The organism is Flavobacterium sp. (assembly GCF_043780635.1).
Classification (GTDB): Bacteria; Bacteroidota; Bacteroidia; order Flavobacteriales; family Flavobacteriaceae; genus Flavobacterium.
Genome location: NZ_JAYWCK010000010.1, coordinates 1 through 26,286, shown reverse-complemented (window position 1 = coordinate 26,286; position 26,286 = coordinate 1). Strand labels below are relative to the sequence as shown.

The following is a 26,286-nucleotide window of genomic DNA, read 5'->3' as shown; positions in this document are numbered from 1 at the left end:
AGAAAACTCAATTTGGTTGTAATTTACTTTCAATTTTGTCTGAATTAAATCAGTTTGACTCGGAGTAAAATTCGAAACGCCAAAATCCAGAATTTTCCCTTCGTTTTTAAGTTTTTCAATCGCTTCGGCAATCTCGTCAACTTGCATCAATGCGCTTGGTCGGTGCAATAAAAGCAAATCCAAATAATCCGTATTCAAATTTTTTAGCGATTGTTCTGCTGACCAAATAATGTGTGATTTCGAATAGTTATAATGGTGAATTTTAGTTTTTCTGTTTTCTGACGGTAACTGGATGCCACATTTCGAAATGAGTTGTATTTTTTTTCTGTCGATTTGGCTTTCGCCAAAAGCGTTTCCAAAAGCAGCTTCGGTAGTGTAACCGCCATAAATATCGGCATGATCAAATGTTGTAATTCCAGTTTCAATACAAGAATTCATCAGTTCAATCATCTGGTTTTTATCCAGATTTTTGCCCCAATAACCCCAAGTCATCGTGCCGGCAATTATTTTGGAAAAAGGTGGTTTTTTCATAATTTCATTTTATTGATTTATATTAAAGAATCTTCAGTTTTAAGGTGTATTTATTAGAAACTTTAAAATTATGAAAATACTATCACAAATCATCCTTAAAATTCAGTGTTTGTCAGAAGTTTTAACCATTTTTTAACATCGTACTTCTAAAAAAAAATTCAATTTGCACCGTCAAAAATAATGAACACAATTTATAGTAATTAAAATACAAAAATGGAAGAAAATACAACGACTTTGGACATTAGGGCAATCAATGAAAAAATAGAAAGAGAAAGTGCTTTTATCGATTTGCTTACTATGGAAATGAATAAGGTAATCGTGGGTCAAAAACATATGATTGAACGATTATTAATCGGACTTTTAGGTCAAGGACATATCTTGCTAGAAGGTGTTCCAGGATTGGCAAAAACATTAGCAATAAATACTTTGGCGCAAGCCGTTCATGGTTCTTTTAGTAGAATTCAGTTTACTCCGGATTTATTGCCTGCCGATGTTGTGGGAACAATGATTTACAATATTAAATCCAATGAATTTTCTATAAAAAAAGGACCAATTTTCGCCAATTTCGTTCTTGCAGATGAGATTAATCGTGCTCCGGCCAAAGTGCAATCAGCATTATTGGAAGCGATGCAGGAAAAACAAGTGACGATTGGCGACACTACTTTCAAATTAGACAAACCGTTTTTAGTTTTGGCTACACAAAATCCAATCGAACAAGAAGGAACCTATCCTTTGCCAGAAGCGCAAGTCGATCGTTTTATGTTGAAAACCGTGATTGATTATCCAAAAATGGAAGACGAGAGAATGGTAGTACGTCAAAATTTAAAAGGAAACTACGAAAAAGTAAATCCAGTAGTTTCTGTAGAACAAATTCTGCGTGCACAAGAAGCCGTTCGTGAAGTTTATATGGATGAAAAAATTGAAAAATATATTCTTGATATTGTATTCGCCACTCGTTATCCTGAAAAATACAAATTGGCCGATTTGAAACCATTAATCAGTTTTGGAGCTTCACCACGTGGAAGTATTAATCTTGCCAATGCCGCAAAATGTTACGCCTTTATCAAACGTCGTGGTTATGTAATTCCGGAAGATGTTCGCGCTGTGGTTCATGATGTGTTACGTCACAGAATTGGGCTTACTTATGAGGCTGAAGCCGAAAATATCACTTCGGTTGATATTATCAATAAAATCGTTAACGAGATTGAAGTACCTTAAATCAGATAGCAGTTGGCAGATAGCAGAATGCTTCGTTAAATACGACTTTATTTCTGCAATCTGAAACCTGCAATCTGCAATCTGAAGCAATGGAAACAAAAGACCTCTTAAAAAAAGTACGAAAAATAGAAATCAAAACCCGAAGATTGAGTGATCACATCTTTTCGGGTGAATATCATACGTCTTTTAAAGGACGCGGAATGACTTTTAGCGAAGTGCGTCCGTATCAATATGGTGACGACATTCGTGCAATTGATTGGAATGTGACAGCTCGTTATAATGAAGCTCACGTTAAGGTTTTCGAGGAAGAACGCGAATTGACGATGATGTTAATGGTGGACATTTCGGGTTCAGAAAGTTTTGGTTCGAAAAGCCAATTCAAAAAAGACATCGTTACAGAAATTGCTGCAACAATGGCGTTTTCGGCAACTCAAAACAACGATAAAATTGGCTTGATTTTGTTTTCGGACCAAATCGAATTGTACATTCCACCAAAAAAAGGACGTTCACACGTTTTGAGAATCATTCGTGAATTGATAGAATTTGAACCTAAAAGCCACAAAACAGATATAGCTCAAGCCTTAAAATTCTTGTCAAGTACTCAAAAAAAGAAAGCTATTGTGTTCGTGATTTCTGATTTCATTTCTGAAGATTACGAGCATACATTGAAAATAGCTTCGAAAAAACACGATATTACTGGCATTCGTGTGTATGACATTCGCGAAGAAAAAATGCCAAATTTGGGAATGGTTTCCATGCTTGACGCAGAAACTGGCGAAACACAATTGATTAATACAGGTTCAAAAACAGTGCGAATCAATTATGAAAAATACTATAACGAAAAAGTAAAATATTTCAAGGAAACATTTAGTAAGTCAGGAGGTGGAGTAGTAAACACCAGAGTTGACGAAAGTTATGTAACAAAATTATTGGGCTATTTTAAATCGAGATAAAGATTTTTGATTTCAGATTAACGATTTTTGATTTCAGATTTGGTTGAAACGGAGAGATGATTTCAGATTTTCATTAAAAAAGAAGAAGTACGTGAATAAACAAGAATTAGAAAATAGATTGATAGACTTTGCGGCAACAATAATAATTGTTGCGAGTAAATTTGAAAAAAACTATGCTGGAAATCATCTATCTGGGCAAATTATTCGTTCAGGAACATCTCCAGCTTTAAATTATGGAGAAGCTCAAAGTGCCGAAAGCAGCAAAGATTTCATTCATAAAATGGGAGTTTGTTTAAAAGAATTAAGAGAAAGTTTTGTTTGTTTAAAAATAATAGAAAAAGCAAATTTAACGACGGATTCAAATAATTTATCGATTGCAAAAACGGAAGCTAATGAGTTGATTTCAATTTTTGTGTCAAGTTTAAAAACCGCTAAAACAAATATGAAATGATTTTGAAATAGGAGATTCAATATTTTCGAGAGACATCTGAAATCAAAAATCGTTAATCTTCAATCAAAAATCAAAAGTTTGTCAAAATAAAGAATGAAAAAATTAATACTATACTTTCTGCTTACCACCGCTGTTTTTGCTCAACAAAAACAAGTGACAACAAGCATTGATACTACCAAAAATAAAATTGGTGCCGAGTTCAAACTAACGTTAAAAACTAACGTCGATACTTTGTCGAAGGTGATCTTTCCTAACGCAAAAAGCTTTGGTGCTCTTGAAGTAATTCAGTCATATCCAATTGATACCATCAGGAAAAATGACCGTTACGAATTAATCAAAAAATACGGTTTGATCCAATTTGATTCTGGAAAATACACGATTCCGAGCATAAAAATTTTAATCAATAACAAAGCTTTTTTATCAGATTCGCTTAAAGTTGAGGTTGCAAATGTACCTGTTGACACGTTGAAACAAAAAATGTACGACATCAAGGATATTGTTCCTGCAAATGACGGGATTGGCGATTGGTGGAAATATCTTTTGGTTTTATTGCTAATAGCCGGTTTTGGAGCATTGGTTTATTGGTACATCAAAAAAAGGCAAAAGGAGAAAATTGAAGAAGAAATTTATAAAACTCCTATAGAAAAAGCCACAAGCTTGCTGAACAATTTGGAGAAAAAAGAACTTTGGCAGCACGGTGAAGTCAAAGCATATTATAGTGAATTGACTGATATTGTTAGAAATTATATCGAAGAGGCCATTGACATTCCAGCAATGGAAAGCACTACTTCGGAACTGATTGAAGGATTGAAAACGGCTTCGCAGAAAAAGAAAATGAAGCTTTCGAAAGAAACAATTGACAGCCTTTTTGTGGTTTTAAAACAAGCCGATTTAGTGAAATTTGCCAAATCAAAACCATTGGATTTCGAAATTACTGAGGATAGAAAAAAAATAGAAAGAGCGATTGTCACCCTAGATAAAGCTATTCCTGTAGTAGTTGAAAATGCAGATGAAATGTTGCTCAACGAAATGCAACGTCAGGAACAATTGAAAAGAGAATTAAAAAAACGACGCAACAAGCGCATTCTTATTACAGTAGTTTCAGTATTTATGTTGCTTTTTACAACGACAACATATTTTATTATGACCAAAGGTTTCGATTATGTAATAGATAACGTCTTTGGAAATTCCTCCAAAGAATTGCTGGAAGGCGAATGGATAAAAAGTGAATACGGAAATCCGAGTGTGAGAGTTGAAACACCTAAAGTGCTCAAAAGAATAGATTTGACAAAAACGTTGCCCAAAAACGGAATGGCTTTGATTAAGGAAATGCAATCTTTTGCTTATGGAAGTTTGAGCAGCAATTTTTACATTATGGTTTCTACCTTGCAATACAAACAAGAAACTCAAATTGAATTATCAAAATCATTGGACGGAGCGTTGCAATCTATGGAATCTCAAGGCGCACAAAATATGATTGTAAAACAAGAAGATTTTGAGACTAAAGAAGGAATCAAAGGAATCAAAGGGTACGGAACTTTTTCGAAAATTGATGGTGAAAACAAAAGCAGCACGAAATTATATTATGAAGTTTTAATCTTTAGTCAGGAAGGTGGATTACAGCAAATTATTATCGTTCACGAAGAAGGTGATAAATATGCCAATGAAATTTCAGACCGAATTCTAAGCTCTGTCGAACTTCAAAACACCAGACAATAATGGGAAAATTAAGTTTTTTAAATCCAGAGTTTTTTTGGCTGTTTCTTCTGATTCCAATCGCTAGCGCTTGGTTATTTTGGAAAAGAAACCAACAATCTGCAAGTTTGAAAATAAGCTCAACACAAGGATTCAAGAATTCAAATTCGCTTTTGGCAAGATTAAAACCACTTTTGAATGTGCTGCGATTATTGGCGCTAAGTTCCTTAATTGTTGCGATGGCAAGACCAAGAACAGTCGACATAAGCAATCAAACAAAAACGACCAGAGGAATTGATATTGTTATGGCAATAGACGTTTCGGGAAGCATGCTTGCTAAAGATTTGAAACCAAATCGAATGGAAGCGCTGAAAGATGTAGCTGCTGATTTCGTTGAAGAAAGACCAAATGACAGAATTGGACTTGTACTTTACGCTTCTGAAGCCTATACCAAAACTCCGGTAACAAGTGACAAAGCAGTTGTACTCGAAGCCATAAAAGGCATAAAATACGACACGGTTTTGCAAGACGGAACAGGAATAGGAATGGGATTAGCAACAGCCGTAAACCGTTTAAAAGACAGCAAAGCCAAAAGTAAAGTGATAATTCTTTTGACCGATGGTGTAAATAATGCAGGATTTATAGAGCCGGAAACTGCCGCGGATATTGCAAAACAATACGGAATAAAAGTATATACAGTTGGAATTGGAACAAACGGAATGGCTGATTTCCCATACCAAATGACGCCTAGTGGACAGATTTTATTCCAAATGATGAAGGTAGAAATTGACGAACAATTATTAAAAACGATTGCCAGAAAAACCGATGGACAATATTTCAGGGCAACCAGCAACAGCAAATTAGCCGAAATTTATGCTTCTATCAATAAACTGGAAACCTCAGAAATCAAAGAATTAAGATTCTATGATTATGACGAAAAATTTAGACCGTTTGTATGGTTGGCAGGATTTTTAATTTTGGTTGAATTAGGATTACGAAACACGGTTTACAGAAGTTTTATTTAAGCAATAATGGAATTAGACGAATCAAAATATTTATACCTTCTTTTTATAGTACCATTTTTTGTGCTGCTTTTTCTATACAATCAATATTGGAAAAGAAAAAAACAGCGTGAATTTGGTGATTTAGATTTGGTTAAAAAATTAAGCCCTGAAAAATCAGTTTTCAAACCTATTTTGAAGTTGGTTGTGATACTTTTAGCATTGGTGGGAATAATTTTAGGATTAGTAAATCCAAAAATTGGAACCAAAATGGAAACTGTAAAACGTGAAGGAATCGATATTGTTTTTGCAATGGACGTTTCTAAAAGTATGCTCGCTGAAGACGTTGCGCCAAACCGATTGGAAAAAAGCAAACAAATTGTTTCGCAAATTATCAATCAACTGGGCAATGACAGAATAGGAATCGTGGCTTATGCCGGAAGTGCGTTCCCGGTTTTACCAATAACAACTGATTACAGCGTGGCAAAAATGTTCCTTCAAAGTATGAATACGGATATTGTTTCTTCACAAGGAACTTCGCTGGACGAAGCCATAAAATTGTCGGCTACTTATTTTGACGACAAAAGTAAAACCAGCAAATTATTGATTATGATTTCTGACGGTGAAGACCATTCAGAAGGTGCTGAAGATGCGGCCGAAGAAGCAAATAAGTTGGGAATGAAAATCATCACTATAGGAGTTGGAACAGAAAAAGGAAGCACAATCCCTTTGAGAGTAAATGGGGTTATCGAAAGTTTTAAAAGAGACAACAACAATGAAGTGGTTATTACAAAGCTAAACAAGGAAGGTTTAACCACCATTGCCAAAGCCACAAAAGGCGGATATGTAAACGGGAATAATACCAAAGAAGTGCTTGATTACGTGAAAAACGCACTCAATAATATCCAAAAAACTGAATTCGAATCTACACAAATGGCGGATTTTCAATCGCAATTTCAATGGTTCTTGGGATTTGCTTTTGCCTTTTTGTTTTTGGATATTTTCCTATTGGAAAGAAAGACAAAATGGGTTCAAAAGATGAATTTATTTAACGAAAAAGAATAATGAAAAATTTTATTTTATATATGTTACTAACACTTTCTTTTGTAGTTTCGGCTCAAGAGAAGGACAAAACTTTGCCAAAAGCGAATGAGGAATATGCGCAAAAGAAGTTCGTTGATGCCGAAGCAAATTTCAGAATTTCACATTCAAAATTTCCCAAAAGAACCGTTGCACCATATAATTTAGGTAACGCTATTTACAAACAAAACCAGATTGCAGAAGCTAAATTTGCTTATGCAACGGCATTGGCAAACACAAAATCAAGAGCTCAGAAACATAAAATATTTCACAATTTAGGAAATGTTTTTATGAAGGAAAAAAATTATACTAATGCGGTTGAAGCCTATAAAAATGCTTTGCGCAATAAACCTTCGGATGAAGAAACGCGTTATAATTATGCTTTAGCCAAAAAGAAGCTGAAAGAAAATCCGCCAAAAGACGATAAGAATAAAGACAAAAATAAGGATAAGGACAAAGAAAAAAAGGATAAGGAAAAAAAGGACAAGGACAAAAAAGACGGAGAAAAAGACAAGAAAGACGATAAAGGAGATAAAGACAAAGACAAGAAAAACGAAAAACCAAAGGATGAAGGAAAACCAAAACCAAATCCTAGCGGAATTTCTAAACAAAGAACAGAAAATCTTTTGGATGCCGTAAACAACGAAGAAAAGAAGATCCAAGACAAAGTAAATGCCCAAAAAGTAAAAGGAAAACCAGTTCAGACAGAAAAAGATTGGTAATTCAATTAGAATAAAACACAATGAAAAAATTTATAATAGCGATAGTTTTAATAGCGTGTAACTCACTTTTGGCTCAGGTACAATTTGAAGCAAAAGTCAGCAAAACGACCCTTGGATTAAACGAAAGACTTCGCATCGATTTCGTAATGAATATTGATGGAGACAACTTTAATCAACCATCTTTCGAAGGATTTAAAATTATTGCCGGACCTAGTCAGCAAGTGAGTCAATCGTGGGTAAATGGGAAAAGTTCTTTCGAAAAAATCTATTCCTATTATCTTTTACCAACTCAAAAAGGAAACCTGACTATCAGACAAGCTTCGATAGAATATAACGGTCAAATTTATAAGACATTGCCAATAAAAATAAATGTTACTTCGGCGGTAGAACAACCAAAAGACCCGAACGACACACAGGTTTCTGCCGATGACAATATTTATCTAGTTGCCGATATTTCTAAAACAAATCCATACATAAACGAACCTATTACGGTAGTTTACAAACTTTATTTCAGCTACAATATTGGAATCACGAATTGGAGAGAATTAGACAAACCTAAGTACAATGATTTTTGGAGTCAAAACATTGACATCAAACAACTCGTTGGCGAAGAAGGAATGTTTAAAGGAGAAAAATATCGTTTTGTAGTACTAAGAAAAACAGTTTTATATCCGCAAAAATCCGGAAAATTAGTTATCGAACCGTTGTCATTAGACATTGATGTGCAATTGCCTACAAATCGTAGAGATATGTTTGGACGAGTGGTAGTTACCAATGGAAATAAAAGGGTTTCGGCTGGAGCCAAAACAATCGCTGTAAGAGCACTTCCTGAGGTGGGAAAACCAGCAGATTTTTCGGGAGCAGTAGGGAAATTTGACTTTAGGGTTACACCTTCAAAAACGAATTTAAAAAGCGGTGAAAGTCTTGATTTAGTGGTTAGCGTATCCGGAAACGGGAATATGAAATTATTCAATTTGCCAAAACCGGTAGTTCCTAATTCATTAGAAATGTATGATGCCGTTCACAACGAAAAAGTAAACACAACGTTGTCAGGAATGTCAGGAAAAATATCCGACAGCTACACTATTATTCCACAATTCAAAGGGAATTATTCAATAAAACCATTGCAATTTTCTTATTTTGATTTGGGTTCTGGAACTTATAAAACTATAAGCTCGCCAGAAATAATGATAAATGTTCTTGAAGGCCCTTCGGCCAATGATCAAGTGGCTACAACAACAGGTAACTCCAAAAATATAATTTCGAGTAGCGAACAATTTAAATTCATCAAGTTAAAAACCGATCTTAAATCAATGAATAATGATGATTTCTTAGGGTCGAATTTATTTTACGGCTTACTGTTTTTGCCATTTTTAATTCTTCCGGCGATTGTGTTATTCAAAAAGAAAAAAGATGCTATTGATAGCGATGTTTTTGGAAACAGAATTAAAATGAACAATAGATTGGCCAAGAAATATTTATCCGAAGCCAAAAAACAAATCAACAACAAAGAGCCATTTTATGTGGCGTTAGAAAAAGCGATGCATAATTTTCTGAAAGCTAAATTGCACATCGAAACATCAGAAATGAGCAAAAGCAACATTCAGGAACTTTTGATATCCAGAAATGCAAGCCCGGAAACAGTAATCGATTTTATTGCTCTAACAGAAAACTGCGAACTAGCTCGTTTTGCTTTATCGTCAAGTGCAGCAATTCAACAGGATTTTGATAAAGCGGTATTGATAATTTCAGATTTGGAGAAACAGATTAGTTAAACGCACATAACAAATATTGTTATCCGTGTTCCAAAAAAAATAAATAATGAAAAAGATAATTTTTATATTACTACTAACAACCCAAATTTTATTTGCCCAAAGCGGTTTTGATAAAGGGAATTATTTGTACCAAAAAGGAAGATATGAACAAGCAATTTCAGAATATGAAAGCGTGTTATCTGCAAAACAACATTCGTCGGAATTGTATTTTAATCTTGGAAATTGCTATTACAAATTGAATAAAGTTGCGCCGGCAATTTATAATTATGAAAAAGCATTAGTTCTAAGTCCGGACGATGCCGAAATAAAAAACAACTTGAAATTTGCTCAAAAAATGACCATTGACGAAGTAAAAGATGTTCCAAAAGTGGGCTTTTCAAAAATGGTTCACAATCTTACTTCGACCTTTCATTACAATACTTGGGCTTGGATTTCAGTTGGTTTTTCTACTCTGTTTTTACTTTTTTTTATTGGATATTATTTCTCTCAAATAGCTTTGTCCAAAAGAATATTTTTCTTTGGAATGTTTGCCTTGATCTTTCTGCTTTTGATTAGTGTTTCAGCAGCAATTTCAGAGAAAAATGATTTCGAAAATGAAAGACCTGCGATTATTTTTGAAGAAATGGTTTTGGTGAAAAGTGAGCCACAAAAGGCTAGTACAACAGTTTTTACACTTCATGAAGGAACCAAAGTTTTTGTTCTGGAAACATTAGAAAATTGGAAAAAAATACAATTGACTGATGGAACTGAAGGCTGGATTGAAAAAACAGCAATTAAGGAAGTGAAATAGACCTCAGATTTCAGATGGCAGAACTTGTGAAATCTGAAATCTCCAACCTGCTATCTGCTTATTTTTTCTTCAATTCATCATACCATTTTTCAATTGAAGGATAAATAAATCCAGCAGTTTTTTGAATCGGACGATAAAACAGCGACTTATCTAAAGTTTCTTTTTTGGCAAAAGTATTATGGAAATTAATTTTTTCGAAAAGGTTCAAAAAGATGCTGATTACCAATATTGTTTTTAAAAGTCTAAAAAATCCACCACCTAGTTTGTTTATGACGCCTAATTGCGCAAAATTAGCAACGCTGGTAAGTACTTTTGCCATAATCGAAATAGCAATAACAACTAGAAGAAAGGTGACTATAAAGGCAACGATTTGAATTGTTTTTGGGTTCCAATGCACAATTCCAGCAAGCATTACTTTTGCTAAAAACGAAAACTTTATGGCAATATAAATTCCTAAAATCAAGGAAATTAAAGAAGCTAATTCTACAAAAAGGCCGTTTCTTATGCCTTGAAGTATACTAAACGCTAGCAACACGCCTAAAAAAATATCTAAAAAACTCATATAAATAGATTGAAAGAATAAAGAACAAAGATAAAAGAATTATGTTGGTATCTTTGCCAAAATAAAATTTGTGTTTTATGAACTCATAACTCATAATTCATAATTCATAACACAAAAAAATGTCTAGAGATATACAACTTAAAGAACGCTGGGAACAGCTTGTAATGATACTTTCCAATCAATTTTCGCAGGGCGAAGACTTAGATTTGGACGCCATAATTTATTTAATTGGAGTTCAGGAACTCGGAAAAATACATAATACCTACGAAAAAGACGAAAAACTAAACTTAATGCACATCGCAATCTGCAGATTGTTGGAGCCTTATGGTTTTTATGAATTTGAATTTTTTGACGAGGAAGGTTGGCCCCATTATAAGGTAAAAGAGGAATTACCGGCACTAAAAGCTGGGGAGCAATCGGTTTTGATGAAAGAAGCCATCGTTAATTATTTTATCGAAAAGGAACTAATTGATTGATGAGTGTAGTATAACGATTGCAGATTTCAGATTTATTGTGTAAACTTTAAACTTTAAACTTTAAACTTCGAACAAATTCCTTAAATTTGCACTCTCAATTATTGGATGAAAATGATAGACAAGATAAAAGAATATATTGGTGAAGCACAAGCTTTTTCAACACAAAATAAGGAAGAACTCGAAGCATTCCGAATCAAATTTCTAGGAAGCAAAGGTCTTTTAAAAGACTTTTTTGCCGAATTTAAAAACGTGCCCAACGATCATAAAAAAGAATTTGGACAAGTTATCAATTTACTTAAATCTTCAGCTGAGGATAAAGTAAAATCGATTCAAGAAGCTTTAGAAAGTAAAGAAGAAATAAAAGGATTTTACGGTGATTTAACGCGTTCGGCAGAACCCGTAATCATTGGTTCTCGTCACCCAATATCATTGGTAAAAAACCAAATTATTGATATCTTTTCGAACGTTGGCTTTAACGTTTCCGAAGGTCCTGAAATTGAGGACGATTGGCATAATTTTACCGCATTAAATTTGCCAGAATACCATCCGGCACGCGATATGCAGGATACTTTTTTCATCCAAACCAATCCAGATATTTTGCTGCGCACACACACTTCATCCGTGCAAGTGCGTTATATGGAAAACAACAAACCGCCTATCAGAACGATTTCTCCGGGAAGGGTTTTCCGTAACGAAGCCGTTTCCTCGCGTTCACACTGTATTTTCCACCAAGTCGAAGGATTGTACATTGACAAAGACGTTTCCTTTGCTGATTTGAAGCAAACGCTTTTATATTTCACCAAAGAAATGTTCGGAAAATCAAAAATCCGTCTTCGTCCGTCTTATTTTCCGTTCACGGAACCAAGTGCCGAAATTGATATTTATTGGGGTTTAAAAACCGAAACCGATTATAGAATTACTAAAGGAACCGGTTGGTTAGAAATTGGTGGTTGCGGAATGGTCGATCCTAATGTCTTGAATAATTGCAATATAAATTCGGACGAATACACTGGTTTTGCCTTTGGAATGGGAATCGAAAGAATCGCAATGTTGTTGTATCAAATTGGCGATATTCGAATGTTTTACGAAAATGACGTTCGCTTCTTGGAGCAGTTCAAGGCGAGTATTTAAAAGACAACAGAAAAAAGACGGATAGATGAGAGATTCGATCTACGGGTCTATAATCTTTTAGTCTATCATCTATTATCTCAAAATGAAAAAAGACATCAACATCCCCGAAGTAGAAAACGTTTTCATAGCCGCAGTTCAGGAATGGAGTGACGACTTTATGGAAAAGGTTTGGTATGCTTATTTAGTAAACGACAGCGATTTCAATCTCGATGGCGTTATGATTGTTTCCAAAGCCTTTGGAACACTTAATGGAGAGATGAAAAAAACATCACTTTTGCGTCACGCTTATGTAGAAGTTCCTGCTGTTTCAGTGGTAAAAATTGAAATGTTGGAGAAAAGTGTTTTGACACTCAACAATGAGTTTATGCTGACTTTTTTTATGGGCGACAAATTATATGACAGAAAATTTATTTTCAAAGCAAATACTATAACTCCAGATTATGTTGAGGAAGTACCTATTTTGTTTGTGGATGGTGTAATTGTGAGGTAATTAATACTTTGGTTTTAATTCCTCAAAAATTTTGTTTTTCTCATTAAAAACATAAATAATTGGTTTGCAATAAATACAATCATCATAAAATCCCTTTTCATTTGGCGGATTTACAATCAACATTTTACTATCTGATTTAAATTCATAACCAATACTTGAAGTTGGAGATTCATATATTTTTCCAGTAAGCCTGTCAATTACCATACTAATTTTGCAAGGAGAACCGCACCCCCAAAAAACAAAAGTATAGTGACCCGCAAAATTGATAGTGTCTGTTTTAAAAGCTTCTTGTAAACGAGTTCTAAATTCATTTGCCTCTTTAAGAGATTCCAAATCTAACTTCACATTTTTTGTGATAGGAAGTTTATTTACAGGAAAATCATTAAATGAAATGTAAGGTTCAAATTTGATTGATGAATAATTTATTTTATTTTTATCGATAGTACTATCGCCGTAAATAATTATGTTTTCGCTTTTGTAAATAGTATCAAACAAACTTTTGATTTTTGTGATTTCGATTTTTTTCTTGGTTTCTTTTTGTTCTTTCTTTTGACAAAAAAAAGACAGAAAGACAATAAATAAAAAAACAGAATATTTCATAAAAAATTTATTTAACTTGAAAACGGTCGCTAATTACTATACATTAATCCAACTTTTCCGTTAATCTTTCAAACACTTTTTTAGCGGATTTTCCTTCATATAAAATTTCGTAAACCGCATCGATAATTGGGGTTTTGGCACCATAACCAAGGTTAAGGTTGTAAGCGCTTTTTGTAGCGTAATATCCTTCGGCAACCATACTCATTTCCATTTGAGCCGATTTTACGGTGTAGCCTTTCCCAATCATATTCCCGAACATTCTGTTTCTCGAAAAAACAGAATAACCCGTTACCAATAAATCACCTAAATAGGCTGAATCATTGATATTACGTTTCATTTTGTGGACTTTCTTGATAAATTTTTTCATTTCCCGAATACCGTTACTCATTAACACCGATTGGAAATTATCACCATAACCTAAGCCGTGGGCGATTCCTGCTGCGATGGCATAAATATTCTTGAGCATTGCGGCATATTCTGTACCTATAATATCGTCAGAAATTTTGGTTTTAATATAACTACTAGATAAATATTTGGCCACAATTTTTGCTTTTTCAGCATCGCCACAAGCAATAGTAAGATAGGATAAACGTTCCAAAGCAACTTCTTCGGCGTGGCAAGGACCCGTGATTACACCGATATTCTCAAAAGGAATTCCATAAGTATTATTAAAATGTTCTCCAACAATCAAACTCGTTTCAGGGACGATTCCTTTGATGGCTGAGAAAATAACTTTGTCTTTCAATGACACTGTCAATTTTTCAAGTTCACCACTCAAAAAAGCCGAAGGAATGGCAAAAATGATATAATCAGCATAAGCAATTGCTTCATTTATATCGCTGGTCAATTTAAGTTTTTTAATATCAAATTCAACAGAACTTAGATAATTAAGGTTGTGATGATGACTTTTTAAATGTTCAATTGCATCTTCATTTCGCATATACCAGGCAATTTCTTTTAGGTTTACACATAGCATTTTAGCAATTGCTGTTGCCCAACTTCCGCCACCAATTACTGCAAATTTTAAATTATCGGCCATTTTTTTATTAGATTTAACCAAAAGTACTTAAAAATATACTAATAAAGCAATAAAGAAGCCACAGAAATGTGATTCAAAACCATCAAAAAAAATAGTTAAAAAATTTTTTAGTTCTGTACAATATATTTTTTTATTACACGTTGTAACTTATTGGTAAATAGTTTTTTATAAATTAGTATAGAGATTGAATTAGTTAGTTTTGTTTTAGTATTTTTGTAAAGGGCGTTCTTAAAGTTAATTTAGGAACGCCTTTCTATTTCTTTTCTAATTCAATTAATTATTATTTTGAATTCAATTGTTGCAATAGTTTTTCTGCAACCAGTTTAGAAGAAGCTGGATTTTGTCCTGTTATTAACAAGCCATCTTCAACGGCATAAGGATGCCAATCATCCGCTTTTGAATAAGTAGCGCCATTTTCCTGTAAAACATCTTCTAATAAAAAAGGAACAATTTTGGTTAAACCAACAGCCGCTTCTTCAGTATTTGAAAAACCAGTCACTTTTTTTCCTTTCACTAGAAATTCGCCATTAATTTTTACATTTTTGAGAGCTCCAGGAGCATGACAAACGAAACTAACCGGTTTGTTATTCGTGTAAAATGCTGCAATCAAAGCTGCTGAATCAGCATTTTCGGCTAAATCCCAAAGTGGACCGTGACCTCCAGGATAAAACACTGCATCATAATCAGCTTGGTTGATATCGGCTAATTTCAACGTGTGTTTTAGTTTTTCAAGAAGAACTGTGTCGCTGTCAAATCTTTTCGTGTCTTCTGTAGCTGCCGATGGATCTTCACTTTTTGGGTCAATTGGAGGTTGACCTCCCAGCGGTGTTGCAATATCTATTTGTACTCCTTTATCTGCCAAAGCATAATATGGCGCTGCTAATTCTTCTGTCCAAAATCCTGTTTTTTCTCCTGTGTTGCCCAATTTATCGTGACTTGTAACAACAAATAATACTTTTTTCATAACTTTTTTATTTTGTTTTTGTGCAGTTGCAGTTATGCAACTGGCAGTTAATGCTAAAACGACAAAAATTGCAATTTTTCTCATAACTTATTTTTATTAGTACAAAATTAGGTTGAATATGTTAGTAACGAAGTCTATTTACCACAAGTTTGTGATAAATAATTTTTCAAAAGTATTTAGAGGCTACTTCTTGTATAAATTATTGTGGTCAATATAGTCCCAAACTTTTTCAGGTAAAAGAGGACGGACATTCTTCTTGTTTTTGATGTTTTCACGAATGAAAGTTGACGAAATTTCTACAATTGGTGCATCAATAATGTGAATCTTTGGATTGTTTTTGAACTCCGAATTTTGTAATTCCGATGAAATGCGGGGATACACATAAATCTCGTGATTTTGCAAAATTATATCGTAGTTTTTCCATTTGTGCAACGACTTCAAATTGTCTTCGCCCATGATCAACGAAAAAGTATGCTGAGGGTATTTTTCCTGTAAATGTGCCAATGTATTTACAGTGTAATTGGGCTGTGTCAACTTGAACTCAATATCTGATGGTTTAATTTTTGGATAATCTTCGGTAGCTAGGAAAACCAATTGCAGCCGTTGATAATCATCAAGCAAAGTGTCTTTATTTTTCAAGGGATTGTGTGGCGTCACGACCATCCAAATCTGGTCTAAACCAGAATATTCCGCAAAGTGATTGGCAATAATTAAGTGCCCAATATGAATGGGGTTGAATGTTCCGAAATACAATCCTACTTTCATAAACCGAATTTAAATGCAGTGTACTTAATCCTTCAAAAATTCTTTTACCAATTGATAAGCATCTTCTTTGGCAGTATCTAAATCGTAATTCTTGATAATTTTGTCAAATTGTGGTGCCGTTGCCAATTCCACCGAAGCTTTTGCAATGCGCATATTGATTTTATCATCACTTTCAGTAGAGCGTTCTTTGAGTCTTCTTTTTAGTTCGTCAACACTGGGTGGTTTCACGAACACAGCCAAAGTCTCTTCAGGAAATTTGTGTTTAATTCGCAGTCCGCCAGAAACGTCAATATCAAAAATTACGTTTTTTCCTTTTGCCCAAATGCGCTCCACTTCGCTTTTTAGAGTTCCGTAAAAATTATCGCGATATACTTCTTCCCATTCTACAAAATCCTCGTTTTTGATGTGGGTTTTGAACTCTTTTAGCGACATAAAATAATAATCTTTTCCATTGACTTCCTCGCCACGAGCTGGCCGTGTTGCTGCCGAAATTGAAAACTCCAGATTCAAGTCTTCTTTTCCTAGTAAATGTCTAACGATTGTGGTTTTCCCTGACCCTGATGGTGCTGAAAACACTATTAATTTTCCTTTTTTCATTTTAATGTCATTGTGAGGAACGAAGTAATCTCATCCTCAATTTGTTTTTTGTTCTTGTTCAGTTACATTAAACGTATATTCTTTTGCTGCCCAATTTACTGCTACAATCCCCGGAAAAGCTGTTAATCCAAATATTTGCCCTAGAATTATCATTCCTAATCCATCTTCAAAATAATCAACAATATTGACTTTATTCATATCCAAAAACATTGATTGTATAGTTCCATAAAAAAACAGAAAAACAATCATACTTAAGTAAAATATAATTGACTTATAAAACCAATTTTGTTTAAGTTTTAATAAAGGATATTGAAGAAGTATTATGGGACTAGAGATTATAATCATTAATAGAAACATATTCCATGGAAATTCGTTTTGCGAAGCTCCATTGGTTATTAGTAATATGAATAAATCTAGAAAAGCAATTGAAGTGAAATTCAGAATAAAAAATATTATGAATAACTTACTATTTGATTTACTTTTAATTTTTTTCATAACGTTTTCATATATTTTTTTCTTAATTCCAAGTAACTTTTACGTATCGTTTTCAGTAATTACAACACATTCAAAACCTGTTCCTTAATTTTTTCCAATTCATCCTTCATCATCACGACTAATTTTTGCATTTGTGCGTGATTCGATTTCGAACCCATTGTGTTGATTTCACGTCCCATTTCTTGAGTGATAAAACCTAATTTTCTACCATTGGCTTCCGTTCCGTTGATCGTTTCTAGGAAGTAATCCAAATGATTCGTCAAACGGACTTTCTCTTCGGTGATGTCTAGTTTTTCTAGGTAATAAATCAATTCCTGCTCAAAACGATTTTCGTCAACGTTGACTTTTAACTCAGAAATGGCGGTTTGCAAACGGTCTTTTATAGCCTGAACACGTTCTGGATCCAATGCCAAAGCGTCGTTCATATATTGACGAATATTGCCTATTCGCAACTGGAATTCTTTTTCTAAAGAAGCACCTTCGTCTCTGCGAAAATTCAATATGTTTTGCAAAGATTCCTCGATAACGGTTTGGATTTGAACCCAATCATTTTCGTCGATTTCTTCTCGCTCGGTTTTCATAGTATCAGGCATTCTGACAGCCATTTTCATCAATTCGGTTTCATCGGCATCAGCATAAACTTCACGCAATTGATTGATGTAGGCTTTCACAATTGGCACATTTACTTTAGTGGAAGTTTGCTCGGCAGTGCTTTCGATAAAAATGGAGAAATCCACTTTTCCTCTTTCGAGTTTTAAAGCAATTTGGTTTCGTAAACCCAATTCCATTTCGCGATAAGTCGAAGGCATTCGCACGCTTAAATCCAAACCTTTACTGTTCAGGGATTTTACTTCTACTGTTATTTTTTTGGTTGGCAATTGCAAAGTAGCTTTGCCAAATCCGGTCATTGATTGTATCATATTATTTTCTAAAAGAGTTCAAAGATAAGGAAAAACTGGTCAGTGGTCAGTTTTTAGTGTTCAGTTTTCAGGGTAAACAGCTTTAAAATCTTTAAACACTAATTTCGCGAATTAACACAAATTTATAATGAATAAAAATTAAATTTATCGAATTTTTGTGGCTTGCACAAATTCGTGAAATTCGTGGCGCCTTTTTTTTAAAATCGCTTGCCTTGGGTCATTTTATAATCAGGCACTGACCACTGTTTACTGATTATTGACCACTAATTTTTTCATCACCTGAAGCATATTTTGCTGGCTGTTGCCAATGTAAATTTTACCATCAATAATAAAAACGGGACGACTCAGGAAAGTATAATGTTCCAGAATGTAGTTCTTGAAATCAGCTTCGGTCAGGGATTTATTTTTTAAATCCAGCGATTTGTAAAGTTGTGCTTTTTTGCTAAAAAGTGCTTCGTAACTTCCTGAAAGCTCTCGCATTTCTTCTAATTCTTCTACTGTTATTGGATCTTGTTTGATGTCGTGAAAAACCAAATTATGACCTTTTGGTAACGATTTTATGATTTTGCGGCACGTATCGCAGGAAGCGAGATAATATATTTTGTTCATAATAAACGATAATTTCTTTATACAAAGAAAATCCATTTGATATGGAAAATGATTATTTTTATCAAAAATTTAAAAAAATGCAACAGATATTCGACATCACCAGTGCAAGCAGAAAAATAGTTTCCCAGTTTTTGGGAAATCATACTTTAGAACAGCTCAATAAAATCCCCGAAGGTTTTAAGAACAATCTTATTTGGAACATTGCTCACATTGTCGTGACTCAACAATTGCTGGTCTATAAATTCTCGGGCTTGCCAATGATGGTTTCAGACGAATTGGTGCAGAAATATATGAAAGGGACCAAACCGGAAAATAATGCCACCCAAGCTGAAGTGGACGAAATAAAGTCATTATTATTGAAAACCATCGATCAAACCAAGGAAGATTTTAACAATAAAATTTTCAAAAATTTTCAGGAATATCCAACATCAACTGGTTTTACCATAAAAAGTGCCGAAGATGCAATGGCATTCAACAACTTTCACGAAGGACTTCACATTGGAATTATGATGGGTCTCAGGAAGCTTATTTAGGAGCTTTGTCCCGCTTTCGCCTTTATCTTTGTTCGTTCCTCACAAAGGATATCGGCTCTATCGGGGCTAGGAAATCTGTTAAATTTCATAATTTCGACATAAACTAAATTACCTTTACAAAAAAATCACAATGAAATTCAATACTAAAACTATACACGGCGGACAACATCATGATCCGGCCACTGGTGCAGTAATGCCTCCGGTTTATCAAACGTCAACTTTTGCACAAACAAGTCCCGGAAAACCTATAAATCCGGATTACGAATACAGCAGAGCTTCAAATCCAACAAGAACCGCATTGGAAAACGCATTGGCAAGTATCGAAAATGGAACGCGCGCTTTAGCTTTTTCGTCAGGATTAGCAGCAACTGATTGTATTTTGCGCTCTTTTAAATCAGGTGACGAAATCATTGCTATGGACGATTTGTATGGCGGAACGTATAGAATGTTTACACGCATTTATAAAGATTCTGGAATAAAATTCCATTTTGTTGATATGAATGATTTGGATAAATTTCATTCTTTAATCAATGAAAACACCAAATTAGTTTGGGTAGAAACTCCAACTAATCCGTTGATGAAATTAGCCGATATCCAGGAAATTGCAAAAATCACTAAAGAAAAAAATATTCTTTTTGCTGTTGACAATACTTTTGCAACGCCTTATTTACAAAAACCTTTGGATTTGGGTGCCGACATTGTGATGCATTCGGCAACGAAATACCTCGGCGGACATTCTGATGTTATTGCCGGAGCTTTGATAGTAAAAGATGAGGCACTGGGAGAGCAATTGCATTTTCAACAATTTGCTACAGGCGCAACATTGGGACCAATGGACAGCTTCTTGGTTTTAAGAGGAATAAAAACTTTGCATCTTAGAGTACAGAGACATTGCGAAAACGGCGAAAAAGTGGTGGAATTTTTAAGTCAACATCCAAAAATAAAGACGGTATATTATCCAGGATTGCCAAGTCATCCGTATCACGAAATTGCCAAAAAGCAAATGAGCGGTTTTGGCGGAATGGTTTCCTTTACATTTGTCTCAGGTAAAAAAGAGGATTCAATTCACTTTTTGGAAAAACTAAAAGTATTCACTTTGGCAGAATCACTCGGCGGAGTTGAATCTTTGGCAAATCACCCAGCCTTGATGACACACGCATCGATTCCGGAAGATAAACGAAAAGAAGTTGGAATCACGGATGATTTGGTTCGATTGAGCGTTGGTATTGAAGATGCAGAAGATTTAATCGAAGATTTAAAACAAGCATTGGAATAAAAGCAAAAGCCCGATTTGAGTAAAATCGGGCTTTTGCTTTTATAGTTTTGTATTCTACTATTGTAAGTAATAAATATAACCCACATTGAACCAGACTAACCAGTCGTTTGCCTTATTCTCTTTATAAAGAGCGGGATTTGGTTTTAGACCATCAACCCAATCAGAAAAATAATATTGCAATCTTAAATCCACCATTAAATCGGATAATGGAGCCAATTTATAACGTGTTCCAACACTTGAAACTATTGACCAAACAGAACCTCCTTCGGTTGAATAACCATAAGCGCGGTCGTCTGTAGGGACTAGATATTTGGGAAAAGTTGTTAAAGGTGTTCCCAAAGGCCCCATTGTTGACCAAGCTTTTGCATTGTAAAAACTAAATTGACCTCCAAGACTTATAAATGGACCCCAACTTTCTATTGTTTCAGTAAAGTCGCGAATACTCAACGGGAAAAATTCAAGTTGCATTCCTACATTGGTAACAGCAGTACTTCCGTGCATTGCCCTTAATTGTTCTTTGCCTATGGAATTTTTACCTTCTACCCATTGACCAAAATGATCTAACTTAGTGCTATTATAGGATAATTCGCTTCTTAATTTGAAATGATCATTAAAATAAGTTTCTGGAGTATAGCAATTACATTCTGCTGTATAAGAAAAATTTAAATAGTGAATAATACCAATTCCATATCCAGTATTACCTGCATTTGTGGTCAAGTCATATCGCTCTCCATAATCGGACTGAAAGGCAACAGGGCCAGCAATGGCGCCAATTTCGTGTGAAAATCCAAATTGAGCATTAGCTATATTTGAAATCCCAAAAAAGAGGAGGCAGAAAAATGTAATAGATTTTGGGATCATTATAATAGATTACTTTTTTACAAATATATAAAAACATCAATCATTCCGAATATTATCTAAGCAAATATATAATAACGTCAAACATTCTGAATATTATATAAACAAAATATAAGGTTTTTTGTATTTACCCATTAATAGTTTTGATTTTAAATAAAATCATTTCAACATTTATAAAAAGAATAAAAATACATGAAGAAATTTCAATTATAGATGTTAATATTCTTATATAATGTATATTTGCAAACAATTACGAAATCGTTTTCTTAAAATTATTTTTTTTGGTTAAGCAAACGATTAATATTAACCTTGATTGAACAATATATTTCAAAATGGAAGAAAAAATCAATAATTTTATGACTCAAGTTGAGTCAAAAAACCCCAATGAGCCTGAATTTATTCAAGCAGTTAGAGAATTTGCCGAAACGGTTATTCCTTTTATAGCTACGCAAAGAAAATATGATGGTAAGCATTTGCTTCTCAGAATTACTGAGCCTGAAAGAACGATAACCTTTCGAGTAACTTGGGTAGATGATAAAGGAGAAATCAGAGTCAATAGAGGTTTTAGAATTCAGATGAATTCAGCAATTGGACCTTATAAAGGAGGAATTAGATTTCATAATTCGGTTAACTTATCAGTACTTAAATTTCTTGCTTTTGAGCAGGTATTCAAAAATAGTTTAACAACACTTCCTATGGGAGGTGGAAAGGGAGGTTCGGATTTCGATCCTCAAGGCAAATCAGATGCAGAAGTAATGCGTTTTTGCCAATCTTTTATGACAGAATTATGCCGACACATAGGACCGGAAATTGATGTTCCTGCTGGTGATATTGGTGTTGGTTCAAGAGAAATTGGATATCTTTTTGGTCAATACAAAAGAATTAGAAATGAATTCACAGGAGTTTTAACAGGAAAAGGAATTGCTTATGGTGGTTCATTAATAAGACCTGAAGCAACTGGATATGGAGTGGTATATTTTACAGAACAAATGCTTAGAACAGTAGGACAGGAAATCAAAGGAAAAACTGTTGCTATTTCTGGATTTGGAAATGTTGCTTGGGGTGTAGCGTTAAAAATAAATGAATTAGGAGGAAAGCTTCTGACGATTTCAGGACCTGACGGATATATATATGATGCTGAAGGAATTTCAGGCGAAAAAATTGACTATATGCTTGAAATGAGAGCTAGTGGAGACAATAGAGCCGAAATGTATGTGGAGAAATATCCAAATGCTGTTTTCCATAAAGGGAAAAGTGTATGGGAAGTAAAAGCTGATATCGCTATTCCTTGTGCTACACAAAATGAATTACATGTAGCGGATGCTAAAAAATTAATTGAAAACGGTACTATTTGTATTACTGAGGCCGCTAATATGCCTTGTACTTTAGACGCTATTAAATATATATTGAGCAAAAAAGTTCTATATGCACCAGGAAAAGCGGCTAACGCAGGTGGTGTTGCGGCTTCTGGATTAGAGATGACACAAAATTCTATTCGTTTAAACTGGTCAAGTGAAGAAGTGGATCAGAGGTTAAAAGATATTATGGTTGGAATTCATAATCAATGCAAAAAATATGGAACTGACGAAACTGGATATACTGATTACGTAAAAGGGGCAAATATCGCAGGATTTGTAAAAGTGGCTGACGCTATGTTAGCTCAGGGAGTGGTTTAAATTCTTTTTAGTTAATACAAAAATGCCTTCTTTCTGACCTGAGCTATCAGGATTAGATTGAAGGCATTTTTTTTGTATGTAACAAAATCCCATTACTTTCGTTTGTAGTATATTTGTGAACCAATATTTTTACAAATAATGAAAAAAAGGTTTCTATATTTTTCACTTCTGATTTTTATGCAGACAGGTTTTGCCCAAAGCAATCTGTTATGGCAAGGCTATTTTTCCTATAATAATATTAGAGATGTGTCTCAATCGCCCAAAACCATTTTTGCGGCTTCTGAAAACGCATTGTTTTCAAAAAATACAAGCACTAACCAGCTTAAAACCACCAACACTATTGACGGACTTTCAGGTCAAACGATATCGGCATTGTATTACAGCGGCACATCTAATAAAACTCTTGTAGGCTATGAAAATGGATTAATGATTGTAATCAACGAAGCCGATGGCAGTATGCTAAACATCGTAGATATTATCAATAAGCAACTACCTTCGAACATAAAAAAAATCAATCATTTTATGGAATATAAAGGAATTGTTTATGTTTCCTGTGATTTTGGAATCGTTCAATTCAATTTAGCCACAATGCTATTTGGCGATACTTATTTTATAGGAAATAATGGAGCAGAGATTAGCGTTACACAAACTGCCGTCTTTAATGGGTATATTTACGCGTCTACAAATGACGGTATCAGAAAAGCAGATATCACAAGTAAAAATTTGATTGATTTTAATCAGTGGAAACAAATTGCCCTAGGAAGCTGGTCAAGTATAGAGACTTTCGATACAGAACTTATTGCAATAAATGCCTCAGGATATATTCATAAATACGATTTAGGCTCTAATTCTTTTATAGGATATATACCACTTTCGCAAGCTTCTGTAGATACGAGAGTGAGTAATGATTATTTGATAATAACTACATTAGGCAGTGTTTATATTTATAATAAACAATTGGCACTTGTTCGTCAAATAAGCAGCAGTCAAATTTTGGGAAGTATTTCTACTTTTACTTGTGCCACAAGCGTTGGAGATGTTATATATATTGGCACGAATGAAAATGGATTGATAAACACAACAATTTCTGTCTCTTCAGCTTTTGAAAATAGCACTCCAATTGGTCCATCGAGGAATAGTGTATTTGCGCTTCAAGCCACTGCAACATCTCTTTGGACTGTGTATGGTGATTATAATGAAGGATATAATCCATATTCATTAGACAGTTATGGCATTAGTAAATATAGCACAACAGGTTGGTTGAATATTCCTTACGAAAAAGTATTTGGAGCTAAGTCAATATCCAGGATTACTGTGAATCCCAATAATGAAAACGAAGTGTATGCTAGTTCCTTTTTTTCGGGATTGCTAAAAATTGTAGATGATGTGCCCAAAATCTTGTATAATCAAACGAATAGCGGATTGGAATCTATAACTTTTCTAGGCCCTAACTATATTGATGTTAGAATTAATGGAGCCGCATTTGATAAATCCGGAAATCTTTGGCTGAATAACAGCCTAATTCAAAAAGGATTAAAAGTTTTTAAAGCTGACGGACAATGGCAAAGTTTTTCATTGGATGGAATTCTGGATAAAAGCATCGATGCCAGTATGGGCAGAATGATAATAGATAAAAACAGCACAAAATGGTGGTGTACTAATACTGATGGTTTGATAAGTTATAACGAATCCATTAATAAATTTAAAAAAATATCGTTTGGTACAGATAAAGGAAATCTGCCAACTACAGATGTCAGAGCAATTGCGGTGGATAATAGAAACCAACTTTGGATAGGAACTAAAAAAGGGTTAAGAGTTTTGTCTAATGTTAGTGCTTTTCTAACCGAAGATCAAATGACAACAAATTCCATAATAATTTTAGATAATAATCTTGCTCAGGAATTGATGTATGAACAATTCATCACTGATATTGTGGTAGATGGAGCCAATAATAAATGGATTGGAACTGCTGATTCAGGTGTGTTTTTAGTTTCGCCAAACGGACAGGAAACCAAGTATCATTTCACAATAAATAATTCTCCATTGCCCAGTAATACGATAAACGACATCGATATAAATAGTACAACAGGTGAAGTTTTTATAGCTACTACCAAAGGGTTGGTTTCCTTCAAAGGTTCAGCAACTATAGCTAATGAAGATTTAAATAATGTATATGTGTATCCAAATCCAGTGCGTCCAGAATACGAAGGAACTGTAAAAATAGCTGGATTATTAGATAAAGCCAATATAAAAATCACCGACATTGAAGGCAATTTAGTATACGAAACAACTTCCGAAGGAGGGACTATAGAATGGGATACAACAGCTTTTGGGAAATACAAAGTAGCTTCAGGTGTTTATCTTATTTTTGTTGCAGCCCAAGACGGAATAGAAACCAAAGTCAAAAAAGTGATGATTATCAGGTAAACTCCAAATTTGAAAAACTCCAAATTACAATGTTGGTAAAAACCAAAGCTATCGTCATTTCGTCTCTCAAATATCAAGAGAAAAGTTTGATTGTAAAATGTTTTACGGAATCAAATGGTTTGAAATCCTACTTTGTTCGCGATGCTTTTTCCTCCCGAAAATCAAACCAAAAAATTGCTTATTTCCAACCGCTGACCATTCTCGAAATCGAAGCTGTTCACAAAAACAAAGGTACTTTAGAGAATTTCAAGGAAATCAAAATTGCGATACCATTTCAAACCATACATTCCGATATTTATAAGAGTACGATTGTGATGTTTATTTCCGAAATCTTGCACCATTCCATTCACGAAGAAGAGAAAAATGAACACCTTTTTGCCTTTTTGGAAACGGCTTTGTTCTGGCTTGATAATCACAACGAAACGGCTAATTTCCATTTAATTTTAATGCTCGAAATCACGAAATACTTGGGCTTTTATCCTGATATTTCCGAAATGGAATTCCCTTTTTTCGACACCAACGAAGGTGTTTTTACTCCATTTCAGGGAATCGGTTCGCTCACAGAACACGAAACGAATCTCTTCAAAAAACTCATTCCTTTAAAATTTGATAACAACCAGAAAACCTTCCACGTCATCGAAAGGCAAATTGT

General features: G+C 34.1%; 28 protein-coding genes. 17 read left to right on the top strand and 11 right to left on the bottom strand.

Annotation, left to right across the window (positions count from 1 at the left end; translation table 11 throughout):
* Positions 1 to 531 (bottom strand): aldo/keto reductase family oxidoreductase (locus tag ACH2BV_RS00645; RefSeq protein ID WP_395048516.1); only part of this gene is annotated, 531 nt, incomplete at its 3' end.
* Between the two features lie 213 nt (positions 532 to 744).
* Between ACH2BV_RS00645 and ACH2BV_RS00640 the strand changes: the two genes are divergently transcribed.
* The 9 genes from ACH2BV_RS00640 (at position 745) to ACH2BV_RS00600 (ending at position 10,216) form a co-directional block, all read left to right on the top strand.
* Positions 745 to 1,749 (top strand): AAA family ATPase, encoded by a 1,005-nt coding sequence (locus tag ACH2BV_RS00640; protein WP_395048514.1) that lies wholly within the window; start codon positions 745 to 747, stop codon positions 1,747 to 1,749.
* A gap of 89 nt (positions 1,750 to 1,838) precedes the next feature.
* On the top strand, positions 1,839 to 2,702 hold the full coding sequence (locus ACH2BV_RS00635; protein WP_395048513.1) for a DUF58 domain-containing protein: 864 nt from the start codon (positions 1,839 to 1,841) through the stop codon (positions 2,700 to 2,702).
* A gap of 91 nt (positions 2,703 to 2,793) precedes the next feature.
* Positions 2,794 to 3,153: a four helix bundle protein gene (locus ACH2BV_RS00630; RefSeq protein WP_395048512.1), complete on the top strand. Its 360-nt coding sequence runs from the start codon at positions 2,794 to 2,796 to the stop codon at positions 3,151 to 3,153.
* A gap of 93 nt (positions 3,154 to 3,246) precedes the next feature.
* Positions 3,247 to 4,872, top strand: a complete 1,626-nt coding sequence (locus ACH2BV_RS00625; protein ID WP_395048510.1) for a hypothetical protein — start codon at positions 3,247 to 3,249, stop codon at positions 4,870 to 4,872.
* Positions 4,872 to 5,873 (top strand): VWA domain-containing protein, encoded by a 1,002-nt coding sequence (locus tag ACH2BV_RS00620; RefSeq protein WP_395048509.1) that lies wholly within the window; start codon positions 4,872 to 4,874, stop codon positions 5,871 to 5,873. The genes ACH2BV_RS00625 and ACH2BV_RS00620 overlap by 1 nt, the downstream gene beginning before the upstream one ends.
* 6 nt (positions 5,874 to 5,879) lie before the next feature.
* Positions 5,880 to 6,914 (top strand): VWA domain-containing protein, encoded by a 1,035-nt coding sequence (locus ACH2BV_RS00615; RefSeq protein WP_395048507.1) that lies wholly within the window; start codon positions 5,880 to 5,882, stop codon positions 6,912 to 6,914.
* A complete protein-coding gene (locus ACH2BV_RS00610) occupies positions 6,914 to 7,651 on the top strand; it encodes a tetratricopeptide repeat protein (RefSeq protein WP_395048506.1) in 738 nt (245 codons plus the stop codon). The genes ACH2BV_RS00615 and ACH2BV_RS00610 overlap by 1 nt, the downstream gene beginning before the upstream one ends.
* Positions 7,652 to 7,671: 20 nt before the next feature.
* A complete protein-coding gene (locus ACH2BV_RS00605; protein WP_395048504.1) occupies positions 7,672 to 9,426 on the top strand; it encodes a BatD family protein in 1,755 nt (584 codons plus the stop codon).
* Positions 9,427 to 9,472: 46 nt separating this feature from the next.
* Positions 9,473 to 10,216, top strand: coding sequence for a tetratricopeptide repeat protein (locus ACH2BV_RS00600; protein ID WP_395048503.1), 744 nt, complete (start codon positions 9,473 to 9,475; stop codon positions 10,214 to 10,216).
* Between the two features lie 58 nt (positions 10,217 to 10,274).
* Here ACH2BV_RS00600 and ACH2BV_RS00595 read toward each other — a convergent pair whose 3' ends face one another.
* Positions 10,275 to 10,778, bottom strand: a complete 504-nt coding sequence (locus tag ACH2BV_RS00595; RefSeq protein ID WP_395048501.1) for a CvpA family protein — start codon at positions 10,776 to 10,778, stop codon at positions 10,275 to 10,277.
* A gap of 119 nt (positions 10,779 to 10,897) precedes the next feature.
* On the opposite strand from ACH2BV_RS00595, the gene ACH2BV_RS00590 reads away from it, so the two are divergent.
* The 3 genes from ACH2BV_RS00590 to ACH2BV_RS00580 all read left to right on the top strand — a co-directional run bounded on the left by ACH2BV_RS00590 (position 10,898) and on the right by ACH2BV_RS00580 (position 12,875).
* Complete coding sequence (locus ACH2BV_RS00590) at positions 10,898 to 11,254, top strand: hypothetical protein (RefSeq protein ID WP_395048500.1); 357 nt, start codon at positions 10,898 to 10,900, stop codon at positions 11,252 to 11,254.
* Positions 11,255 to 11,365: 111 nt separating this feature from the next.
* A complete protein-coding gene (pheS, locus tag ACH2BV_RS00585) occupies positions 11,366 to 12,385 on the top strand; it encodes a phenylalanine--tRNA ligase subunit alpha (RefSeq protein ID WP_395048498.1) in 1,020 nt (339 codons plus the stop codon).
* Positions 12,386 to 12,467: 82 nt separating this feature from the next.
* A complete protein-coding gene (locus tag ACH2BV_RS00580) occupies positions 12,468 to 12,875 on the top strand; it encodes a hypothetical protein (RefSeq protein ID WP_395048497.1) in 408 nt (135 codons plus the stop codon).
* Here the strand turns inward: ACH2BV_RS00580 and ACH2BV_RS00575 are convergent, their stop codons facing one another.
* The 8 genes from ACH2BV_RS00575 to ACH2BV_RS00540 all read right to left on the bottom strand — a co-directional run bounded on the left by ACH2BV_RS00575 (position 12,876) and on the right by ACH2BV_RS00540 (position 18,864).
* Entirely contained in the window at positions 12,876 to 13,475 is a 600-nt protein-coding gene (locus tag ACH2BV_RS00575; protein WP_395048495.1) for a hypothetical protein, read from the bottom strand. It abuts the gene before it with no gap.
* A gap of 43 nt (positions 13,476 to 13,518) precedes the next feature.
* Positions 13,519 to 14,514, bottom strand: coding sequence for an NAD(P)H-dependent glycerol-3-phosphate dehydrogenase (locus ACH2BV_RS00570; protein WP_395048494.1), 996 nt, complete (start codon positions 14,512 to 14,514; stop codon positions 13,519 to 13,521).
* 280 nt (positions 14,515 to 14,794) lie between these two features.
* Positions 14,795 to 15,562, bottom strand: coding sequence for a type 1 glutamine amidotransferase domain-containing protein (locus ACH2BV_RS00565; RefSeq protein WP_395048492.1), 768 nt, complete (start codon positions 15,560 to 15,562; stop codon positions 14,795 to 14,797).
* Positions 15,563 to 15,661: 99 nt separating this feature from the next.
* Positions 15,662 to 16,243 (bottom strand): nicotinate (nicotinamide) nucleotide adenylyltransferase, encoded by a 582-nt coding sequence (gene nadD, locus ACH2BV_RS00560; protein ID WP_395048491.1) that lies wholly within the window; start codon positions 16,241 to 16,243, stop codon positions 15,662 to 15,664.
* 24 nt (positions 16,244 to 16,267) lie between these two features.
* Positions 16,268 to 16,840: a guanylate kinase gene (gene gmk, locus ACH2BV_RS00555; protein WP_395048489.1), complete on the bottom strand. Its 573-nt coding sequence runs from the start codon at positions 16,838 to 16,840 to the stop codon at positions 16,268 to 16,270.
* A 36-nt stretch (positions 16,841 to 16,876) separates the two neighbouring features.
* Positions 16,877 to 17,335, bottom strand: coding sequence for a hypothetical protein (locus ACH2BV_RS00550; RefSeq protein ID WP_395048487.1), 459 nt, complete (start codon positions 17,333 to 17,335; stop codon positions 16,877 to 16,879).
* Positions 17,336 to 17,394: 59 nt separating this feature from the next.
* Positions 17,395 to 18,255 (bottom strand): YicC/YloC family endoribonuclease, encoded by an 861-nt coding sequence (locus ACH2BV_RS00545; RefSeq protein ID WP_395048485.1) that lies wholly within the window; start codon positions 18,253 to 18,255, stop codon positions 17,395 to 17,397.
* A 246-nt stretch (positions 18,256 to 18,501) separates the two neighbouring features.
* Positions 18,502 to 18,864: an arsenate reductase family protein gene (locus ACH2BV_RS00540; RefSeq protein WP_395048483.1), complete on the bottom strand. Its 363-nt coding sequence runs from the start codon at positions 18,862 to 18,864 to the stop codon at positions 18,502 to 18,504.
* A gap of 77 nt (positions 18,865 to 18,941) precedes the next feature.
* Here ACH2BV_RS00540 and ACH2BV_RS00535 point away from each other — a divergent pair, with 77 nt between their 5' ends.
* Positions 18,942 to 19,397: a DinB family protein gene (locus ACH2BV_RS00535; RefSeq protein WP_395048481.1), complete on the top strand. Its 456-nt coding sequence runs from the start codon at positions 18,942 to 18,944 to the stop codon at positions 19,395 to 19,397.
* Positions 19,398 to 19,527: 130 nt separating this feature from the next.
* A complete protein-coding gene (locus ACH2BV_RS00530; protein WP_395048480.1) occupies positions 19,528 to 20,673 on the top strand; it encodes a cystathionine gamma-synthase in 1,146 nt (381 codons plus the stop codon).
* A gap of 57 nt (positions 20,674 to 20,730) precedes the next feature.
* On the opposite strand, the gene ACH2BV_RS00525 is transcribed toward ACH2BV_RS00530, so the two are convergent.
* Positions 20,731 to 21,534 (bottom strand): glutamate dehydrogenase, encoded by an 804-nt coding sequence (locus ACH2BV_RS00525; protein ID WP_395048478.1) that lies wholly within the window; start codon positions 21,532 to 21,534, stop codon positions 20,731 to 20,733.
* A gap of 329 nt (positions 21,535 to 21,863) precedes the next feature.
* Here ACH2BV_RS00525 and gdhA point away from each other — a divergent pair, with 329 nt between their 5' ends.
* The 3 genes from gdhA to recO form a co-directional block, all read left to right on the top strand.
* A complete protein-coding gene (gdhA, locus tag ACH2BV_RS00520; protein ID WP_395048477.1) occupies positions 21,864 to 23,207 on the top strand; it encodes an NADP-specific glutamate dehydrogenase in 1,344 nt (447 codons plus the stop codon).
* A gap of 138 nt (positions 23,208 to 23,345) precedes the next feature.
* Positions 23,346 to 25,634 carry a T9SS type A sorting domain-containing protein gene (locus ACH2BV_RS00515; RefSeq protein ID WP_395048475.1) on the top strand — a complete coding sequence of 763 codons (2,289 nt, stop codon included), beginning with the start codon at positions 23,346 to 23,348 and terminating at the stop codon, positions 25,632 to 25,634.
* A gap of 29 nt (positions 25,635 to 25,663) precedes the next feature.
* Positions 25,664 to 26,286: DNA repair protein RecO (gene recO, locus ACH2BV_RS00510; protein WP_395048473.1), on the top strand; the 623-nt coding region annotated here is incomplete at its 3' end.

Excerpts from the sequence above, each read along its gene's own strand:
- ACH2BV_RS00640 (WP_395048514.1), top strand. The coding sequence starts at position 745 with ATGGAAGAAAATACAACGACTTTGGACATTAGGGCAATCAATGAAAAA.
- ACH2BV_RS00635 (WP_395048513.1), top strand. The coding sequence starts at position 1,839 with ATGGAAACAAAAGACCTCTTAAAAAAAGTACGAAAAATAGAAATCAAA.
- ACH2BV_RS00625 (WP_395048510.1), top strand. The coding sequence starts at position 3,247 with ATGAAAAAATTAATACTATACTTTCTGCTTACCACCGCTGTTTTTGCT.
- ACH2BV_RS00620 (WP_395048509.1), top strand. The coding sequence starts at position 4,872 with ATGGGAAAATTAAGTTTTTTAAATCCAGAGTTTTTTTGGCTGTTTCTT.
- ACH2BV_RS00615 (WP_395048507.1), top strand. The coding sequence starts at position 5,880 with ATGGAATTAGACGAATCAAAATATTTATACCTTCTTTTTATAGTACCA.
- ACH2BV_RS00610 (WP_395048506.1), top strand. The coding sequence starts at position 6,914 with ATGAAAAATTTTATTTTATATATGTTACTAACACTTTCTTTTGTAGTT.
- ACH2BV_RS00605 (WP_395048504.1), top strand. The coding sequence starts at position 7,672 with ATGAAAAAATTTATAATAGCGATAGTTTTAATAGCGTGTAACTCACTT.
- ACH2BV_RS00600 (WP_395048503.1), top strand. The coding sequence starts at position 9,473 with ATGAAAAAGATAATTTTTATATTACTACTAACAACCCAAATTTTATTT.
- ACH2BV_RS00595 (WP_395048501.1), bottom strand. The coding sequence starts at position 10,778 with ATGAGTTTTTTAGATATTTTTTTAGGCGTGTTGCTAGCGTTTAGTATA.
- ACH2BV_RS00590 (WP_395048500.1), top strand. The coding sequence starts at position 10,898 with ATGTCTAGAGATATACAACTTAAAGAACGCTGGGAACAGCTTGTAATG.
- pheS (WP_395048498.1), top strand. The coding sequence starts at position 11,366 with ATGATAGACAAGATAAAAGAATATATTGGTGAAGCACAAGCTTTTTCA.
- ACH2BV_RS00580 (WP_395048497.1), top strand. The coding sequence starts at position 12,468 with ATGAAAAAAGACATCAACATCCCCGAAGTAGAAAACGTTTTCATAGCC.
- ACH2BV_RS00575 (WP_395048495.1), bottom strand. The coding sequence starts at position 13,475 with ATGAAATATTCTGTTTTTTTATTTATTGTCTTTCTGTCTTTTTTTTGT.
- ACH2BV_RS00570 (WP_395048494.1), bottom strand. The coding sequence starts at position 14,514 with ATGGCCGATAATTTAAAATTTGCAGTAATTGGTGGCGGAAGTTGGGCA.
- ACH2BV_RS00565 (WP_395048492.1), bottom strand. The coding sequence starts at position 15,562 with ATGAGAAAAATTGCAATTTTTGTCGTTTTAGCATTAACTGCCAGTTGC.
- nadD (WP_395048491.1), bottom strand. The coding sequence starts at position 16,243 with ATGAAAGTAGGATTGTATTTCGGAACATTCAACCCCATTCATATTGGG.
- gmk (WP_395048489.1), bottom strand. The coding sequence starts at position 16,840 with ATGAAAAAAGGAAAATTAATAGTGTTTTCAGCACCATCAGGGTCAGGG.
- ACH2BV_RS00550 (WP_395048487.1), bottom strand. The coding sequence starts at position 17,335 with ATGAAAAAAATTAAAAGTAAATCAAATAGTAAGTTATTCATAATATTT.
- ACH2BV_RS00545 (WP_395048485.1), bottom strand. The coding sequence starts at position 18,255 with ATGATACAATCAATGACCGGATTTGGCAAAGCTACTTTGCAATTGCCA.
- ACH2BV_RS00540 (WP_395048483.1), bottom strand. The coding sequence starts at position 18,864 with ATGAACAAAATATATTATCTCGCTTCCTGCGATACGTGCCGCAAAATC.
- ACH2BV_RS00535 (WP_395048481.1), top strand. The coding sequence starts at position 18,942 with ATGCAACAGATATTCGACATCACCAGTGCAAGCAGAAAAATAGTTTCC.
- ACH2BV_RS00530 (WP_395048480.1), top strand. The coding sequence starts at position 19,528 with ATGAAATTCAATACTAAAACTATACACGGCGGACAACATCATGATCCG.
- ACH2BV_RS00525 (WP_395048478.1), bottom strand. The coding sequence starts at position 21,534 with ATGATCCCAAAATCTATTACATTTTTCTGCCTCCTCTTTTTTGGGATT.
- gdhA (WP_395048477.1), top strand. The coding sequence starts at position 21,864 with ATGGAAGAAAAAATCAATAATTTTATGACTCAAGTTGAGTCAAAAAAC.
- ACH2BV_RS00515 (WP_395048475.1), top strand. The coding sequence starts at position 23,346 with ATGAAAAAAAGGTTTCTATATTTTTCACTTCTGATTTTTATGCAGACA.